Raw genomic sequence first — 14,419 nt, 5'->3', positions numbered from 1 at the left:
GCCTACGTTGGGCCCATGAGCAACGCGTCGGACGCCGCCGAGAAGGTCCATGACAGCGCGTGGTTCGACCACGCGATCCGCGCCGGGCTGGTGGCGTACGGCGTCGTCCACCTGCTGGTGGCGTGGCTGGCGATCCAGCTCGCCATCGGCGACAAGGAGGATCAGGCCTCCAACAGCGGCGCCATGCACTACCTCGCCCAGCAGCCGATGGGCAAGGCGCTGGTCTGGCTGATCGCGATCGGCATGCTGCTGCTCGTCGTGTGGCGCGTGCTCGAGGCGCTCTACGGCTACGCCGACGAGTCCGACGAGAAGAAGCGGCTGCTCAAGCGCGCGTCCTCGATCGGCAAGGCGGTGATCTACGGCGCCCTCGCGTGGAGCGCCTTCAAGACCGCCACCGGTGACGGCGGCGGCAAGGGCGGGACCGACAGCACCACGGCGAAGATCATGCAGATGCCGGGCGGCCAGCTCATCGTCGGCGTGATCGGCCTCGCGATCATCGGTTACGGGATCTCGCTGGTCGTGCGCGGCTGGACCGAGAAGTTCCGCGAGCACCTCGACGCGCAGGGCCAGGCCGGGCAGGACGGCTCGGCGTACGTCCTCTTCGGCAAGGTGGGCTACATCGCCAAGGGCGTCGCGATCGCGATCGTGGGCGGTTTGTTCGCCTGGGCCTCGGCCACCCACGACGCGAAGAAGTCCGGCGGGCTCGACCAGGCGCTGCAGACGGTGCTGGAGCAGCCGTTCGGGCAGGTGCTGCTGATCGCGATCGCGCTCGGGATCGCCGGCTATGGCGCGTTCTGCTTCGCCCGCGCCAAGCACCTCTCGCGCTAGCGTCCCGGCGGCCGGGTGCCGCCGGAGGCGACGGCGAGCGCGGTGGTGACCATGTGGTCGCGCACCTGCTCGGCGGAGATCCGGCTGATCCGCGGCACGCCCGGCGCCTCCTCGGACACGAGCATCGCGACCCGGCCGAGCTGGAGGGTGCCCAGCCCGCTGGCGTAGAGCATGTTGGCGAGCAGGCCGGGGTCGTCGACCTGGAAGTCGCCCGACGCGACGCCGGCCTCGATGGTCTGGGTCAGCACCGCCAGGCAGCCGCTGATCGCCTGCCCCAGCCGGAACATCGCGCTCTCGCTCACCTCCTCGAGCAGGTCGCCGCCCGGGCGACGCATGATCGACTGCGCGCAGTCGACGAAGGCAGGGTGGGCGAGGCCGTAGTCGACGAACGCCTCCGTGAGCCGCTGCAGCTGCGCGCGCGGCTCGTCGGCGGTGGCGGCGCCGGAGCGGAGCGCGTCGCGCAGCTCGTCGAGGTACTGCACCAGGGTGAGGGCGAACAGCTCCTCCTTGCCGGTGAAGTGGCGGTAGATGATCGCCCGGTTGATGCCGACGGCGCGGGCGATGTCCTCGATCTGGGCGTCGCGGACCCCGCGCTCGTCGAAGAGGGCCCGGGTGGCGGCGATGATCTCCGCCTCGCGGAGCCGTCGCCGGGCCGCCGCGGTCGTGCCGCGGGTGGCGCCGGTCGGGGTCGACGGCTCGGTGCTCATGCCGGTCAGTCTAGGGAGACGACGGGGGCCTCCCGCCTCCCCGGTGCGGCGTATCTTCGTGTCCGACCCGGTGTCACCCGCGGGCGTGGGCGCGCACGTCCTCGATGGTGTCGGCCTGGTCGGCGGCCTTGTCGTCGCGGTAGCGCAGGACGCGGGCGAACCGGAGCGCGAGGCCACCGGGGTAGCGGGTGGAGCGCTGGAGGCCGTCGAAGCCGATCTCGACGACCTGCTCGGGCCGGACGTGGACGACGTGGCCCTCGCGGTGGGTCTCGAGCGCCAGGAACCGCTCGGTCTGCCAGACGAGCACCTCGTCGGTCATGCCCTTGAACGTCTTGCCGAGCATCACGAAGCCGGTGGGCGAGGTGTCGTCGCGGGCGCCGAGGTGGATGTTGGAGAGCCAGCCCTCGCGGCGCCCCGAGCCCCACTCGACGGCGAGGACGACGAGGTCGAGGGTGTGGACCGGCTTGACCTTGACCCAGGCCGAGCCGCGGCGGCCCGCGGCGTAGGGCGCCGACAGGTCCTTCAGGACGACGCCCTCGTGGCCGGCGGCGACGGTCTCGGCCGCGAAGGCGTCGGCCTCCGCGGGGTCGGTGGTGACGAGGCGGCGCACGCGGTGCTGCTCGGGCACGAGCGCGTCCAGGGCGGCGATCCGCTCGCGGCCAGGGGAGTCGAGCAGGTCGCGGCCGTCGAGGTGGAGCAGGTCGAAGAAGTGCGGCGTGACCGGGACGCCCGCGTCCTGGGCGGTGCGGCTGGCGGTGTCCTGGAACGCCATCGGGCGCCCGTCGTCGGTGAGCGCGAGTGCCTCGCCATCGAGCACGAACCGCTCCGCGGGCAGCGACCGGGCCACCTCCACGACCTCCGGCAGCCGCCCGGTGATGTCGTCGAGGCTCCGGGTCACGACCAGCACCTCGTCGCCGTCGCGGTGGACCTGGATCCGGATGCCGTCGAGCTTGGCGTCGATGGCGACCTCGGTGCCGGCGTCGGGGGACAGGCCGGCCATCGCGGTGGCCACGTCGGGCGCGCTGGAGGCGAGCATCGGCATGACCGGGCGGCCGACCTCGAGGCCGATGGCGGCCAGCGCGTCCTCGCCGGCCCACGCGGCGCCGGCCGCGGCCACGGTCGACCCCGCCAGCATCGCGGCCCGGCGCACGGCCGCCAGCGGACGCCCGCGACCTGCGCGACGGCCTCCTGGGTGACGGCGTCGAGCGCGCCCTGGCGCACGTTGCCGGTGACGACCGCCTGCAGCCACCGCTGCTCGGGCGCCGTGGCGCGGGAGAACAGCGCGGCGACCGCCTCCTTCCGCGCGAGCTGGGAGCCCGCGCCGGCCAGGCGGGACATCGCGTCGAACGCCTCGTGGACCTCGAGCACGCCGAGGGACGGCTCGTCGGCGGGGTCGGGGACCTCGCTCACGCCGCGCCAGCCGAGGCCGGTGCGGCGCTGGAGCAGCGCGCCGCCGAGGTAGGACACGACGACCTCGAGCTCCTCGGGCGTGACCCGGGCGAGGGTCTCGGCGAGCGCGGCGACCTTGGCCTTGCGCGAGCGCGTGGCGGCGACCGCGGTGGACGTGGCGACGAGCTCGGCGAGCAGCATGCGCCCATCCTGCCGCCCGCCACCGACAGCCGCCGCGCCCGAACGGGCAGGATGGAGCCATGCCCGACGCCTCGCTCTACGTGCCCCGCTTCAACGCGATGGACGCCGACGCCGTACGTCCCTTCGTCGCAGGCGTCGGGGTCGCCCAGCTGGTCACGGTGGGCGAGGACGGGCTGCCCGACGCCACCCTCCTGCCCGTGCTCTGGGAGGGGGACCGCCTCGTCGGCCACCTCGCCCGGGCCAACGCCCACTGGCGGCGCGTGGTCGACGGCTCGCCCGCCCTGGCGGTCGTGACCGGGCCGGACGCGTACGTCTCGCCGTCCTGGTACGCCTCCAAGGCCGAGCACGGCCGGGTCGTCCCGACCTGGAACTACTCCGTGGTCCACCTGCGCGGCACGGTCCGCGTGCACGACGACGCCGCCTGGGTGCTGGACCTGGTCACCCGCCTCACCGAGCGCCACGAGGCCCCGCGCGCGCAGCCGTGGGCGGTCGCAGACGCCCCCGCGGACTACGTCGAGAAGAACCTCCGCCCGATCGTCGGCGTCGAGGTCGTCGTCGACTCGGTCGAGGCGAAGGCGAAGCTCTCGCAGAACCGCTCCGACGAGGACCGCGCGGGCGTCGCGGCCGGACTCTCCGCCGACGGGCGCGACCCGTCCGGGCTGGTGGCGCCGTGAGGCGTGTCCGCGAGCGGTTCACCGGCCGGATCGCCGGCGTGGGCAGCACCAGCGGGGTCCGCGTCGTCGTCGGCCGGTGGGACGGCTCGCCGTGGGGCTCCTTCGCCGACGTGATGGTCGAGGACGCCGCCGGCCACCGCGTGCTGCTCGCCCCGGACGAGCGGGTGCGCGACTTCGTCAGCGCGACCTACACCTTCGACGAGCACGTCCTCGAGCCCGTGTCGGTCACCGACGGGGGCGACGGCTGGGAGGTGACGACCCCGTCGCTGTCGCTGCGGCTGGCGCTCGGTGGGCGTACGCCGCTGGGCGTGCTGCTCGGCCTGGTCCCGGCGCGGGTCGCGACCGCGCCCGCCTGGTGCACCGCGATCGACCCGGTGGCGCGCGTGGTGGTGCGCGGGGTGCGGACCCGCGGGACCGCCGGCAACGACCGGCGCGAGTGGTACGGCGCGACCTCGGTGCACGCCGTCACGTCGGTCGCAGGGGACTGGCGCGGCGCCGACCTCGGCGCGCTGGCGCCCGTCGACCCGCCGTGCCGCTTCGGGTTCTCCTCGACCCCGGCGCGTCCGTCGGTGACGAGTGTGGTGACCACGGTCGAGCGCGCCGCGCCGGCCTGAGCCGCGCGGCCGACGCGCCCGCGCTCAGGCGAGCACGCGCCCCAGGAGCTGGGAGCCGGCGGCCTGCCCGATCGCGAGCGCGATGAACAGCCATGCGGTGGCGGAACCCCCGCCGCGCGGGTCGACCAGGCGGTCCCCAGAGGATCAGCACGCCGCTCAGGGACATGTACGCCGCCCCGAAGCAGGCCGCCCCGAGTAGCGGTTGTGCCGGGTCGGCGCCCGGGACCAGCACCGCGGCCGAGCCGACCAGCAGTGCCGCCGTGCACACGACGAACGCCGTGGTGGGTCCGTGGCGCGACACCGGCCGTGCGACGAACGCACCCGCGAGTCCGCCGAGCCCGAGCGCCGCCCACAGCAGGCCGACCTGGCCGGGTCGGAGTGCTCCGCGGTCGACGACCACGGTGGGGCCGAAGGTCCACACGGCGGCCGAGGCGACCCCGGCGCCGAGGGCCAGCACGAGCGGGAGCACCAGGGAACGCGCGGCTCGTCCTCCGCGCCCTGCCGGAGGACCGGCGACCGCTGCGCCCGAGCTCAGGAGCACGACCGCGGCGCCGGCGACCACGCACACCACCGCCATCAGCACCCACGCAGCTCCGGGCGCCGTGATCGCGGTGGCGAGCAGCCCGGTGAGGACGACCCCCAGCGTGGTGCCGGAGTTCACCACGGCCTGCGCGCTGCCGGCCACCCGCTCCGGGACCAGCGCGTCGAGCAAGCCGACCAGTGCGGGAGACGCGAGGCCCGCGCCGGCGCCGCCGACGAACGCGCTGACGACGAACCACCCGCTCGACGTGCTGGTGGCCAGCCCCACGCACCCGGCCCCGGCCAGCACGCCCGCGGCCCCGGCGACCGCGCGTGACCTGCGGGGGACGACGAGGCCCGCCAGCGCGGCGGCCACGCAGTACGAGGCGAACTGCGCTGCGCCGGCCGACGGCAGCGCCGTCGCGATCCCCGGACGCTCGACCGCCATCGCCGGGTGCAGCAGCCCGACCCCGAACCGGGCCATCCCGTACGTCGCAGCGACCAGCAGGGTGCCGGCCGCGACGAGCGGGAGGCCGTGGGTCGTGCCGGATTGAAACGTACGTTTCACCACCATGAAACGCACGTTACACTACGGGCATGGGGCGTCCGGACACCCGAACCACAGCACTCGACGCGGCCGAGCGGCTGTTCTTCGGCGACGGCATCGCCGTCACCCCCGTCGACGCCGTGGCGCGCGAGGCGGGCGTGTCGGTCGTGACGCTCTACTCCCACTTCGGGAGCAAGGACGGTCTGGTCGAGGCCGTCCTCGCGAGGCGGCTCCACGCGTGGGACGAGGTCTGGCGCTCCCACGTCGAGGCGGCGGAGGACCCGCGCGACCGGGTGCTGGCCGTCTTCGACGCCGTGACGACCTTCCGGGCGACGGCCGGGGCGACCCAGTGGTGCACCTTCCTCGCCACCGCCTCCGAGCGACCCGCCGCCGACGACGCGCCTGCCGCACTGGTCGCCCGCGACGACGCGCTGCTGCGGGAGCGACTCCGTGCGTACGCCGAGGCCGCGGACCCCGCGCGGGTCGACGAGATCGTCGACACGGTGACGCTGGTCTACAACGGTGTCCTCGCGAGCCTCCTGCGGGGAGCGCCCGACGACCCTGCCACGGTCGGTCGCCGCGTCGCCGCTGTGGCCCTCGGATGGTCATGACCGCCCGGGTGGTCCACCGGCCAGGGGACAGCGGTTTCGGAGAAGCGGTGAGGCGGTCGGTGCCACTAGCGTCGCTCGCACACCACCGAAGGGGATCACGATGAGCTACCAGGCCTACCTCGATGCGATCGAGAAGAAGACCGGCAGGACGCCGGACGAGCTGCTGGGCGAGGCCGCCGCCCGCGGGTTCACCCCGGCGAGCAAGGCCGGCGACTTCGTCCTGTGGCTCGAGGACGACTACGACGTGGGTCGTGGGCACGCCATGGCGTTGTGGGGCGTGCTGAAGAACGGCGCGACGATCAGCGACAAGCACGTCGGCAGCGGCGGCACCCACTCCGACCCGTCCACCGAGCTGCGGCTCGACGGCATCGACCGGCGTTGACGCGCCTCACGCCACCACCAGGTCCTCACTAGGATCGTGACGTGTTCAGGCGCCGCTCCCGACCGCAGCCCGAGGTGGTCCGCTCGGACGCCGAGTGGCGCGCGAGCCTCGATCCCGAGGCCTACCGGGTGCTGCGCCGGGCAGGCACCGAGGCGCCCCGCTCCAGTCCGTACGAGCACCCGCCGGCGGACCGCGCCGGGACGTACCGGTGCGCCGGCTGCGGGGCCGAGCTGTTCCGGGCCGCCGACCAGTTCGACTCCGGGACGGGGTGGCCCAGCTTCACCGCCCCGGCAGCCGCGGACGCGGTCGGCACGCACACCGACTTCACGCTGCTCCTGCCCCGGCGGGAGGCCTCGTGCGCCCGCTGCGGGGGACACCTCGGCCACGTGTTCGCCGACGGTCCGGTCCCCACGGGTCGACGGTGGTGCATCAACGGTGCCGCGCTCACCCTCGACGAGCCCGGCGCTCCCCGAGGAGCCGGGCCGGCGAAGTAGGAGCAGAGGTCAGCGGGCGTCATCGTCCGACACGAGGACGTACCCCTCGGGCGCCGTCAGACCTCCAGGCGCCTGACGGTGCGGGTGACGCGCTCGCCCGTCCGCTCGAAGAACACGATCTCACCGAACGCCAGGTCGGACCAGCCGTCGGTGTCCTCGGTGAGCTCCTCGGACGCGAAGAGCGCGGTGGTCGCCTCCTGCTCGGTGCACGCCTCGAAGCCGAACGTCGTCGCGTCCGTCTCGACCGCGCGTCCCAGCAGCAGGTGCATCGGCTCGAGGAGCATCGACAGGGCGTAGTCGTCCGTGCCGGGACCGGACTCCCGCAGCTCCTGCCAGTCGCCCGTCGGGTCGGTGTCGCCGTCGTGCCCGAGCCCGGTGTTGATCCCGATGATCCGGTTCGGCGAGACCAGGGCCATCTTGAGCTTGGCAAGGGCCCGGAGGTCGAGGTCCGCCATGGCCTGTGCGATGAGACGGACCATCTGCTCGACCGCCCGCTGCACGTCCTCGTCGCTGTCGCCCTCGAGCAGCGAGAGCAGGAGCACGTAGAGGAACTCCGTGTCCGTCGTGCCTCGCATCTGCGTGAGGAACGTGTCGTCGCAGTGCTGGAGCAGCTCACGCTGGAGGAGCATCCAGTGCGGCAGGTCGCCGTTCTGGGCCAGGATCCACGGCGTGCCCTCGAACGAGTAGGGATGGCAGTTCTCGTCGGCCAGCACGACCTTCGAGTCGTACGCCGCCGCGCGGACGTGGCCGAGCACCGTGCTCGCCTGGAGGCTCGGGATCATCCGCGCGGCGTTGTCGTCGTAGAAGGCTGCCACGGGGCGGCGGTAGAGGAAGGGGTCGTCCGGCTTGAGCAGGTGCTCGCTCCACGCCCCGAACCCCCAGCCTGCCAGGTGGAGGTCCGGGTAGCGCTCCGGGTCGAGGGACTGGTTCACCAGGCTGTTCGACGGGGTGAGCAGGAGGTCCTCGAGGGGGACCTCGGGTCCGATGTAGGCGAGCACGCGGCACATGGGGGTTCCTCCACGGGTGGGTGTGGCGACCGGCGGCCGCGGGCGTGGCCACCCTAGGTGGTGCCGGACGGAGGTCCCACCACCTCCTCCGGACGGGGTGGCACGGTAGGAAGGGGGCATGGACCCTCGCCTCGCCGGACGCACCGCCCGCCTGCTGGAGCCCCTGCACGCCCTGGGCTACTTCGCCCCCGAGGTCGAGGCGGAGGTGGTCGGGCTCGGCGTCCGCAAGGGGCGCGCCACCTACTTCGCGTCGCGCGCGGCGGCCATGGGTCGCGTCGGCCCCGGGCCCGTGGCCGCGACGTTCTACGTGTTCAACCCCTCGCTGGTCGCGCACTTCGTCCCGGCGGTCTGGGAGGCGGCGAGCCCGGAGGACGTGGTGGCCGCCCGCTACCGCGGCGTCTCGGCCGCGTGGACCCGTCTCCTCGGTGGGGAGACGCTCGGCTCCGACGAGGTCCGGGAGGCCGCCGACCTGGCACGCACGGCCTCCGACGGGTGCACCGTCGCCGGTCGCCCGCTGCACGCGGCCCACGCCGACCTGCCCTGGCCGGAGGAGCCGCACATGGTCCTCTTCCACGCCCTCACCCTGCTCCGCGAGCACCGCGGGGACGGGCACGTCGCCGCCCTGATCGGCTCCGACCTCGACGGCATCGAGGCGCTCGTCAGCCACACCGCGACCGGCAAGGGCTTCACCCGGCCCGCGGCCCAGGCGACGCGGGGCTGGTCGGACGAGCAGTGGGGAGCGACGGTCGCCGCGCTGGAGACGCGCGGCCTGATGACGGCCGACGGGCAGCTCACCGAGGAGGGCGTCGCGCTCCGGAAGGCGGTCGAGCGACGGACGGAGGAGAGCGCGTACGCACCGTGGGAGCACCTCGGGAAGGCCGGCACGCAGCGGCTCACCGAGCTCTGCCGTCCGCTCGTCACCACCGCCCTGACCAACGGCGCCTTCCCGGCCGGGGTCTTCGCCTGACCCGCCTTGCTGCCGGCTGACCGGCACACGCTCCGGAGCACCACCTTGCGGGTGGTACCGGGTGCCGGACTCGGTGGCACGGTGGGGTGATGACGACTGTCGCGGAGCTGCTCATCGAGTCCCTCGCCCAGCACGGAGTCCGGCAGGTCTGGGGCGTCGTGGGCGACGCGCTCAACCCGGTCACCGACGCCATCCGCCGCGAGGACCGCGTCGAGTGGATGGCCGTGCGGCACGAGGAGGCTGCGGCGTTCGCCGCGTCCGCCCAGTCGCAGCTGACCGACGACCTCGCCGTGTGCATGGGCACCGTCGGCCCGGGCGCCATCCACCTGCTCAACGGTCTCTACGACGCGAAGAAGTCGAGGACGCCCGTCCTGGCGATCTGCGGCCAGGTCCCGCGGGAGGAGATCGGCTCGGACTTCTTCCAGGAGGTCGACAACGACGTGCTCTTCGCCGACGTGTCCGTCTTCTGCGAGACGGTGACCAGCGTCGACCAGGTGCCCCGGATCATCGAGCAGGCGGTCAACGCGGCCCTCTCCGAGCGCGGGGTCGCCGTGCTGAGCCTGCCGGGCGACGTGGGCGGCCTCGACCTCCCGAAGGACACCCCGCTCCCCAGGTTCGTGACCGAGCAACCGGAGCTCGCCCCCACCTCCGACGCCGTCCGTGCCGCGGCCGGTGCGATCAACGCGGCCGGGTCGGTGACGTTCCTCGTCGGCATGGGGGCCCGCCACGCCCGCGACGAGGTGCTGCGGGCGGCCGAGCTCCTCGCGGCGCCGATGGTGCTCTCGCTCAAGGCGAAGGAGGGCTTCGACGACGACAACCCCTTCGAGATCGGCCAGTCCGGCCTGATCGGCAACCCGGCCACCGCGCGGGCCCTCGAGTCGTGCGACGTGCTGGTGCTCATCGGCACCGACTTCCCCTACCCGGAGTTCCTCCCGACCGGCAAGACCGTGGTGCAGATCGACGTCCGCGGCGCCCACGTCGGACGGCGTACCCCGGTCGACCACGCGGTCGTGGGCGACTCGCGCCTGGCGCTGGCCGCGCTGCTGCCGCTGCTGCAGGAGAAGACCGACCGGGGCCACCTCGAGGAGGCGCGCACGGTCTACGAGAAGTGGGCCGGTGGGCAGGAGCACTTCACCCACGCCGACTACGACCACAAGAAGGTCGGGTTGCTGCGACGCAGGGTGGACAACCCCGACGGGCTGGTCCGCCCGGAGCTGCTCGCGGCCGCCCTCGAGCGGCACGCGGACCCCGACGCCGTCTTCACGACCGACACCGGCATGTCGACGGTCTGGCTGAGCCGCTTCATCCGGATGAGCGGGCGACGACGGATGCTGGGGTCGTACAACCTCGGCTCGATGGCGAACGCGATGCCGATGGCCCTGGGTGCCCAGGCGCTCGACCGCGACCGCCAGGTCATCGCGCTCTGCGGCGACGGTGGGCTCACGATGCTCCTGGGCGACCTGATCACGGCCGTCACCGAGGAGCTTCCGGTCAAGCTGGTCGTCTTCGACAACGGCCGGCTCGGGATGGTCAAGCTCGAGATGGAGCAGGTGGGGCTGCCGGAGTTCGGCACATTCCTGCACAACCCCGACTTCGCGAAGGTCGCGGAAGCCCTCGGGATGCGCGGGATCCGGGTGACCGACCCGCGCGAGGTCGACGCCGCCGTCGCGGACGCGCTGGCCCACCCCGGTCCCGTCCTCCTCGACGTCCTGACCAACCCGGACGAGATCGCGCTCCCGCCGAAGCCCACCCTGGCGCAGGGGTGGGGGTTCGCGATCGCCAAGAGCAAGGAGTTCGTCGTCTCGCCGGAGTAGCAGCCCGGCTCCGGCCGGGGGCGGCCGTCGGGACCGGTGGCTAGGCTCGACGGCATGCGACACCGACGGATGGGCAACAGCGGCTGCGCGGTCTCCGAGCTGTGCCTCGGCACGATGACGTTCGGCGCCGAGACCGACGAGGCGGGCTCGCACGAGCAGCTCGACCTGTTCGTCGAGGCCGGCGGCACGCTCGTCGACACCGCGGACGTCTACTCCGCCGGGACCTCCGAGGAGATCATCGGCCGCTGGCTGGCCGACCGGCCCCGCGACGTCACCGACCGGGTCGTCCTCGCCACCAAGGGCCGGTTCCCCATGGGCGCCGGGCCCAACGACAGCGGGCTCTCCACGCGCCACCTCACCCGTGCGCTCGACGCCTCGCTCGGACGTCTCGGCGTCGACGCGGTCGACCTCTACCAGGTCCACGCCTTCGACCCGCACACGCCGCTGGAGGAGACGCTGCGCACGCTCGACGGCTTCGTGCAGGCCGGGAAGATCCACTACTACGGGCTCTCCAACTTCACCGGGTGGCAGCTGACCAAGGCCGTCCACACCGCCCGGGCGCTGGGCCTGCGCGAGCCCGTGACCCTGCAGCCGCAGTACAGCCTGATCGTCCGCGAGATCGAGTGGGAGGTCGTGCCGGCCGCGCTCGACGCCGGCATGGGCCTGCTGCCGTGGAGCCCGCTGGGCGGCGGCTGGCTGTCCGGGAAGTACACCCGCGACCAGCGGCCCACCGGCGACACCCGGCTCGGGGAGGACCCCGGCCGCGGCATGGAGGCCTGGGACCGGCGGGGGAGCGAGCGCACCTGGCGGATCATCGACGCCGTCGAGCGCGTCGCGCAGGACCGCGGGGTGTCCATGGCCGAGGTCGCCCTCGCCTGGGTCACCAACCGCCCCGCCGTCACCTCCACGATCCTCGGCGCCCGCACCACCGAGCAGCTCGCCGCCAACCTGAAGGCGGCCGGGCTGGTGCTGTCGGCGGGGGAGCAGGCGGTCCTCGACGAGGCCAGCGACCTCGCCGCCACGGACTACCCCTACGGCGAGCTAGGCCTCGAGCAGCGCAGCCGCGACCTCGCCGGCGGCTGATTCCCGATCCGCACGGTGTGACTCCTCACCCCTCCGGACCCTTGTGAGGGCCGCAGCCGTGCGTACGTTCGGAGGTGGGGGATGCACGCGCGTCCCCACCCCCGTTCGAGAGGATCACGCATGAGCGACTACCAGGTCACCAACCCGTCCACCGGCGAGGTCGAGAAGGAGTTCCCCACCGCCACCGACGCCGAGGTGCAGGACGCGCTCGCGCGCAGCCACGCGGCGTACGGCGAGTGGCGCACGACGTCGAAGGACGAGCGCGCGCAGGTGCTCCGCCGGGTCGCCGACCTCTACGACGAGCGCGCCGACGAGCTCGCCGCGATCATCGCCCGCGAGATGGGCAAGCCGGTCCGCGAGGGCAAGGGCGAGATCAAGCTCGTCTCCTCGATCTTCCGCTACTACGCCGACCAGGGCCCGACGCTGCTCGCCGACGCCCCGCTCGACCCCGCGATGGGTGGCAGCGCGCTGGTGCGCAAGGAGTCGGTCGGCCCGCTGCTCGGGATCATGCCGTGGAACTTCCCCTACTACCAGGTGGCCCGCTTCGCCGCGCCCAACCTCATGGTCGGCAACACGATCCTGCTCAAGCACGCCCCGCAGTGCCCCGAGTCGGCGCTCGCGATCGACCAGATCTTCGCCGACGCCGGGCTGCCGGCCGACGCCTACATCAACCTCTTCGCCACCAACGACCAGTCGGCCGACATCATCGCCGACCCGCGCGTCGTCGGCGTCTCCGTGACCGGCTCCGAGCGGGCCGGCTCGGCCGTCGCGGAGGTGGCGGGCCGCCACCTCAAGAAGGTCGTCCTCGAGCTCGGCGGCTCCGACCCGTTCATCCTCCTCGACGCCGACGACCTCGGCGCCGCCGTGAAGTCGGCCGTCCGCGGCCGGATGGGCAACGCCGGACAGGCCTGCAACGGCGCGAAGCGGATGATCGTCGTCGACGACCTCTACGACGAGTTCGTCGAGCAGTTCACCGCGGCGATGGGCGCGCTCACGCCGGGCGACCCGTTCGAGTCGTCCTCCGGCTTCGGCCCGCTGTCCTCCGAGGCCGCCGCGACGACCCTGCTCGAGCAGGTCGAGGACGCCGTCTCCAAGGGCGCCACGCTCCGCACCGGCGGCAAGCGGCTCGACCGCCCGGGCGCCTTCGTCGAGGCCACCGTGCTCACCGACGTCACGCCCGACATGCGCGCCTACGGCGAGGAGCTCTTCGGCCCCGCCGCGGTCGTCTACCGCGTCGAGGACGCCGCCGAGGCGGTCGCGCTGGCCAACGACTCGTCGTTCGGCCTCGGAGGCGTCGTCTGGAGCTCGGACACCGAGAAGGCCCAGCGGGTCGCCGACCAGCTCGACACCGGCATGGTCTGGATCAACAGCGCCCAGGGGTCGGCGGCCGACCTCCCCTTCGGCGGGACCAAGCGTTCGGGCGTCGGTCGCGAGCTCGGCCCCTACGGCATCGACGAGTTCGTCAACAAGAAGCTCATCTACACCCCCGCGGGCTGACCCGCCGCACCCTCCGACGCCTCGCGCACCCACGACCGGGTGCGCGGGGCGTCGTGCGTGGGGCTGCCGCTCAGCACGTGCGACCTAGGCTCGGCGCATGACTGATCAGACGATGGCCGGCCGCACGGTGCTGGTGACCGGGGCGAGCGACGGGATCGGCGCGGAGACCGCCAGGGTCCTGGCCCAGCGGGGCGCGACGGTCCTCGTCACGGGGCGCTCGCGCGACAAGCTGCGCCCGGTCGCGGAGGCCGTCGGCACGGAGCCGCTGGTCGCCGACTTCGCCCGCCTCGACGACGTACGCCGCCTCGCCGGGCAGGTCGCGGACCGCGCCGGCACGCTCGACGTGCTGATGAACAACGCCGGCGGCACCTTCTCGCCGTCGAGGACGACCCACGACGGCCACGAGCCCAACTTCCAGGTCAACCACCTCGCGCCGTTCCTGCTGACCAACCTGCTGCGCCCGACGCTGGCCGCGGCGGGACGCTCGCTCGTGGTGAACACCTCCAGCATCGGCAACCTGATGGGCAAGGTCGTGCTCGACGACCTCGACTACGAGCACCGCAAGGCGCGCGAGTTCCCCGCCTACGGCACCGGCAAGCTGATGAACATCCTCTTCACCCGCGGCATCGCCGACCGGTGGGCGGACGACGGGATCACCTCGGCCGCCGTGCACCCCGGGCCGGTGGGCAGCTCCTTCGGCCGCGACTCCCGGATCGTCGGCCTGCTCTACCGCACGCCGCTCGCCCGCTTCGCCACGATCAGCGTCCCCGACGGTGCCGCGCCGCTGGTCGCCCTCGCCGAGCGCGGCCCTGACCCCGAGGTCAACGGGCGGTACTTCAGCCGCTTCCACGTCGACGGCCGGGAGAACAGGCAGGCCAGCGACCAGGCGCTCATCGACGGGCTCTGGGAGCGGTCGGCCGCGCTGGTCGGGATCGGCTGAGCGCTAGCCCCGCGGCGCTCGCTGGTCGAGGAGGGACGGAGTCCCGTCTCGAGACCCCTCGGCACTCGCTGGTCGAGGAGGGACGAACGGCACTCGGTGGTCGAGGAGGGACGGAGTCCCGTCTCGAGACCCCTCGACCAAGGAC

At 73.5% G+C, this 14,419-nt stretch carries 15 protein-coding genes; 10 read left to right on the top strand and 5 right to left on the bottom strand.

Features of this window, described 5'->3' with window-relative positions; all coding sequences use genetic code 11:
* Positions 1–15 precede the first annotated feature (15 nt).
* On the top strand, positions 16–828 hold the full coding sequence (locus LN652_RS04395; RefSeq protein ID WP_230443474.1) for a DUF1206 domain-containing protein: 813 nt from the start codon (positions 16–18) through the stop codon (positions 826–828).
* Here LN652_RS04395 and LN652_RS04390 read toward each other — a convergent pair.
* The 3 genes from LN652_RS04390 to LN652_RS22005 all read right to left on the bottom strand — a co-directional run bounded on the left by LN652_RS04390 (position 825) and on the right by LN652_RS22005 (position 3,125).
* On the bottom strand, positions 825–1,535 hold the full coding sequence (locus LN652_RS04390; RefSeq protein WP_230443473.1) for a TetR/AcrR family transcriptional regulator: 711 nt from the start codon (positions 1,533–1,535) through the stop codon (positions 825–827). The two genes, LN652_RS04395 and LN652_RS04390, sit on opposite strands and share 4 nt — an antisense overlap.
* Positions 1,536–1,608: 73 nt before the next feature.
* Complete coding sequence (locus LN652_RS22010) at positions 1,609–2,535, bottom strand: ATP-dependent DNA ligase (protein ID WP_329958485.1); 927 nt, start codon at positions 2,533–2,535, stop codon at positions 1,609–1,611.
* Positions 2,430–3,125, bottom strand: coding sequence for a hypothetical protein (locus LN652_RS22005; protein WP_329958460.1), 696 nt, complete (start codon positions 3,123–3,125; stop codon positions 2,430–2,432). Before LN652_RS22005 ends, LN652_RS22010 begins: the two co-directional genes overlap by 106 nt.
* A 59-nt stretch (positions 3,126–3,184) precedes the next feature.
* Here LN652_RS22005 and LN652_RS04380 point away from each other — a divergent pair, with 59 nt between their 5' ends.
* On the top strand, positions 3,185–3,799 hold the full coding sequence (locus LN652_RS04380; RefSeq protein WP_230443472.1) for an FMN-binding negative transcriptional regulator: 615 nt from the start codon (positions 3,185–3,187) through the stop codon (positions 3,797–3,799).
* A gap of 465 nt (positions 3,800–4,264) precedes the next feature.
* Here the strand turns inward: LN652_RS04380 and LN652_RS04370 are convergent, their stop codons facing one another.
* Positions 4,265–5,506, bottom strand: a complete 1,242-nt coding sequence (locus tag LN652_RS04370) for an MFS transporter (protein ID WP_407941522.1) — start codon at positions 5,504–5,506, stop codon at positions 4,265–4,267.
* A 23-nt stretch (positions 5,507–5,529) separates the two neighbouring features.
* Between LN652_RS04370 and LN652_RS04365 the strand changes: the two genes are divergently transcribed.
* The 3 genes from LN652_RS04365 (at position 5,530) to msrB (ending at position 6,966) form a co-directional block, all read left to right on the top strand.
* Complete coding sequence (locus tag LN652_RS04365; protein ID WP_230443470.1) at positions 5,530–6,090, top strand: TetR/AcrR family transcriptional regulator; 561 nt, start codon at positions 5,530–5,532, stop codon at positions 6,088–6,090.
* 100 nt (positions 6,091–6,190) lie between these two features.
* Positions 6,191–6,472, top strand: a complete 282-nt coding sequence (locus LN652_RS04360; RefSeq protein ID WP_230443469.1) for a DUF4287 domain-containing protein — start codon at positions 6,191–6,193, stop codon at positions 6,470–6,472.
* 41 nt (positions 6,473–6,513) lie between these two features.
* A complete protein-coding gene (gene msrB, locus LN652_RS04355) occupies positions 6,514–6,966 on the top strand; it encodes a peptide-methionine (R)-S-oxide reductase MsrB (RefSeq protein WP_230443468.1) in 453 nt (150 codons plus the stop codon).
* Between the two features lie 56 nt (positions 6,967–7,022).
* Here the strand turns inward: msrB and LN652_RS04350 are convergent, their stop codons facing one another.
* A complete protein-coding gene (locus LN652_RS04350) occupies positions 7,023–7,973 on the bottom strand; it encodes a class II glutamine amidotransferase (RefSeq protein WP_230443467.1) in 951 nt (316 codons plus the stop codon).
* 118 nt (positions 7,974–8,091) lie between these two features.
* Between LN652_RS04350 and LN652_RS04345 the strand changes: the two genes are divergently transcribed.
* From LN652_RS04345 to LN652_RS04325, 5 genes are all read left to right on the top strand, one after another.
* Positions 8,092–8,940: an SCO6745 family protein gene (locus tag LN652_RS04345; protein WP_230443466.1), complete on the top strand. Its 849-nt coding sequence runs from the start codon at positions 8,092–8,094 to the stop codon at positions 8,938–8,940.
* An 89-nt stretch (positions 8,941–9,029) separates the two neighbouring features.
* Positions 9,030–10,754, top strand: coding sequence for a thiamine pyrophosphate-dependent enzyme (locus tag LN652_RS04340; protein ID WP_230443465.1), 1,725 nt, complete (start codon positions 9,030–9,032; stop codon positions 10,752–10,754).
* Positions 10,755–10,808: 54 nt separating this feature from the next.
* Positions 10,809–11,837, top strand: coding sequence for an aldo/keto reductase (locus LN652_RS04335; protein ID WP_230443464.1), 1,029 nt, complete (start codon positions 10,809–10,811; stop codon positions 11,835–11,837).
* A 120-nt stretch (positions 11,838–11,957) separates the two neighbouring features.
* Complete coding sequence (locus LN652_RS04330) at positions 11,958–13,334, top strand: NAD-dependent succinate-semialdehyde dehydrogenase (RefSeq protein WP_230443463.1); 1,377 nt, start codon at positions 11,958–11,960, stop codon at positions 13,332–13,334.
* 97 nt (positions 13,335–13,431) lie between these two features.
* Positions 13,432–14,274 (top strand): SDR family NAD(P)-dependent oxidoreductase, encoded by an 843-nt coding sequence (locus tag LN652_RS04325; protein WP_230443462.1) that lies wholly within the window; start codon positions 13,432–13,434, stop codon positions 14,272–14,274.
* Positions 14,275–14,419 lie beyond the last annotated feature (145 nt).

The sequence above is a fragment of the Nocardioides okcheonensis genome (assembly GCF_020991065.1).
GTDB classification, from domain to species: domain Bacteria; phylum Actinomycetota; class Actinomycetes; order Propionibacteriales; family Nocardioidaceae; genus Nocardioides; species Nocardioides okcheonensis.
This window is presented reverse-complemented; position numbering and strand designations above follow the sequence as displayed.

Excerpts from the sequence above, each read along its gene's own strand:
- LN652_RS04395 (WP_230443474.1), top strand. The coding sequence starts at position 16 with ATGAGCAACGCGTCGGACGCCGCCGAGAAGGTCCATGACAGCGCGTGG.
- LN652_RS04390 (WP_230443473.1), bottom strand. The coding sequence starts at position 1,535 with ATGAGCACCGAGCCGTCGACCCCGACCGGCGCCACCCGCGGCACGACC.
- LN652_RS22010 (WP_329958485.1), bottom strand. The coding sequence starts at position 2,535 with ATGGCCGGCCTGTCCCCCGACGCCGGCACCGAGGTCGCCATCGACGCC.
- LN652_RS22005 (WP_329958460.1), bottom strand. The coding sequence starts at position 3,125 with ATGCTGCTCGCCGAGCTCGTCGCCACGTCCACCGCGGTCGCCGCCACG.
- LN652_RS04380 (WP_230443472.1), top strand. The coding sequence starts at position 3,185 with ATGCCCGACGCCTCGCTCTACGTGCCCCGCTTCAACGCGATGGACGCC.
- LN652_RS04370 (WP_407941522.1), bottom strand. The coding sequence starts at position 5,506 with ATGGTGGTGAAACGTACGTTTCAATCCGGCACGACCCACGGCCTCCCG.
- LN652_RS04365 (WP_230443470.1), top strand. The coding sequence starts at position 5,530 with ATGGGGCGTCCGGACACCCGAACCACAGCACTCGACGCGGCCGAGCGG.
- LN652_RS04360 (WP_230443469.1), top strand. The coding sequence starts at position 6,191 with ATGAGCTACCAGGCCTACCTCGATGCGATCGAGAAGAAGACCGGCAGG.
- LN652_RS04350 (WP_230443467.1), bottom strand. The coding sequence starts at position 7,973 with ATGTGCCGCGTGCTCGCCTACATCGGACCCGAGGTCCCCCTCGAGGAC.
- LN652_RS04345 (WP_230443466.1), top strand. The coding sequence starts at position 8,092 with ATGGACCCTCGCCTCGCCGGACGCACCGCCCGCCTGCTGGAGCCCCTG.
- LN652_RS04340 (WP_230443465.1), top strand. The coding sequence starts at position 9,030 with ATGACGACTGTCGCGGAGCTGCTCATCGAGTCCCTCGCCCAGCACGGA.
- LN652_RS04335 (WP_230443464.1), top strand. The coding sequence starts at position 10,809 with ATGCGACACCGACGGATGGGCAACAGCGGCTGCGCGGTCTCCGAGCTG.
- LN652_RS04330 (WP_230443463.1), top strand. The coding sequence starts at position 11,958 with ATGAGCGACTACCAGGTCACCAACCCGTCCACCGGCGAGGTCGAGAAG.
- LN652_RS04325 (WP_230443462.1), top strand. The coding sequence starts at position 13,432 with ATGACTGATCAGACGATGGCCGGCCGCACGGTGCTGGTGACCGGGGCG.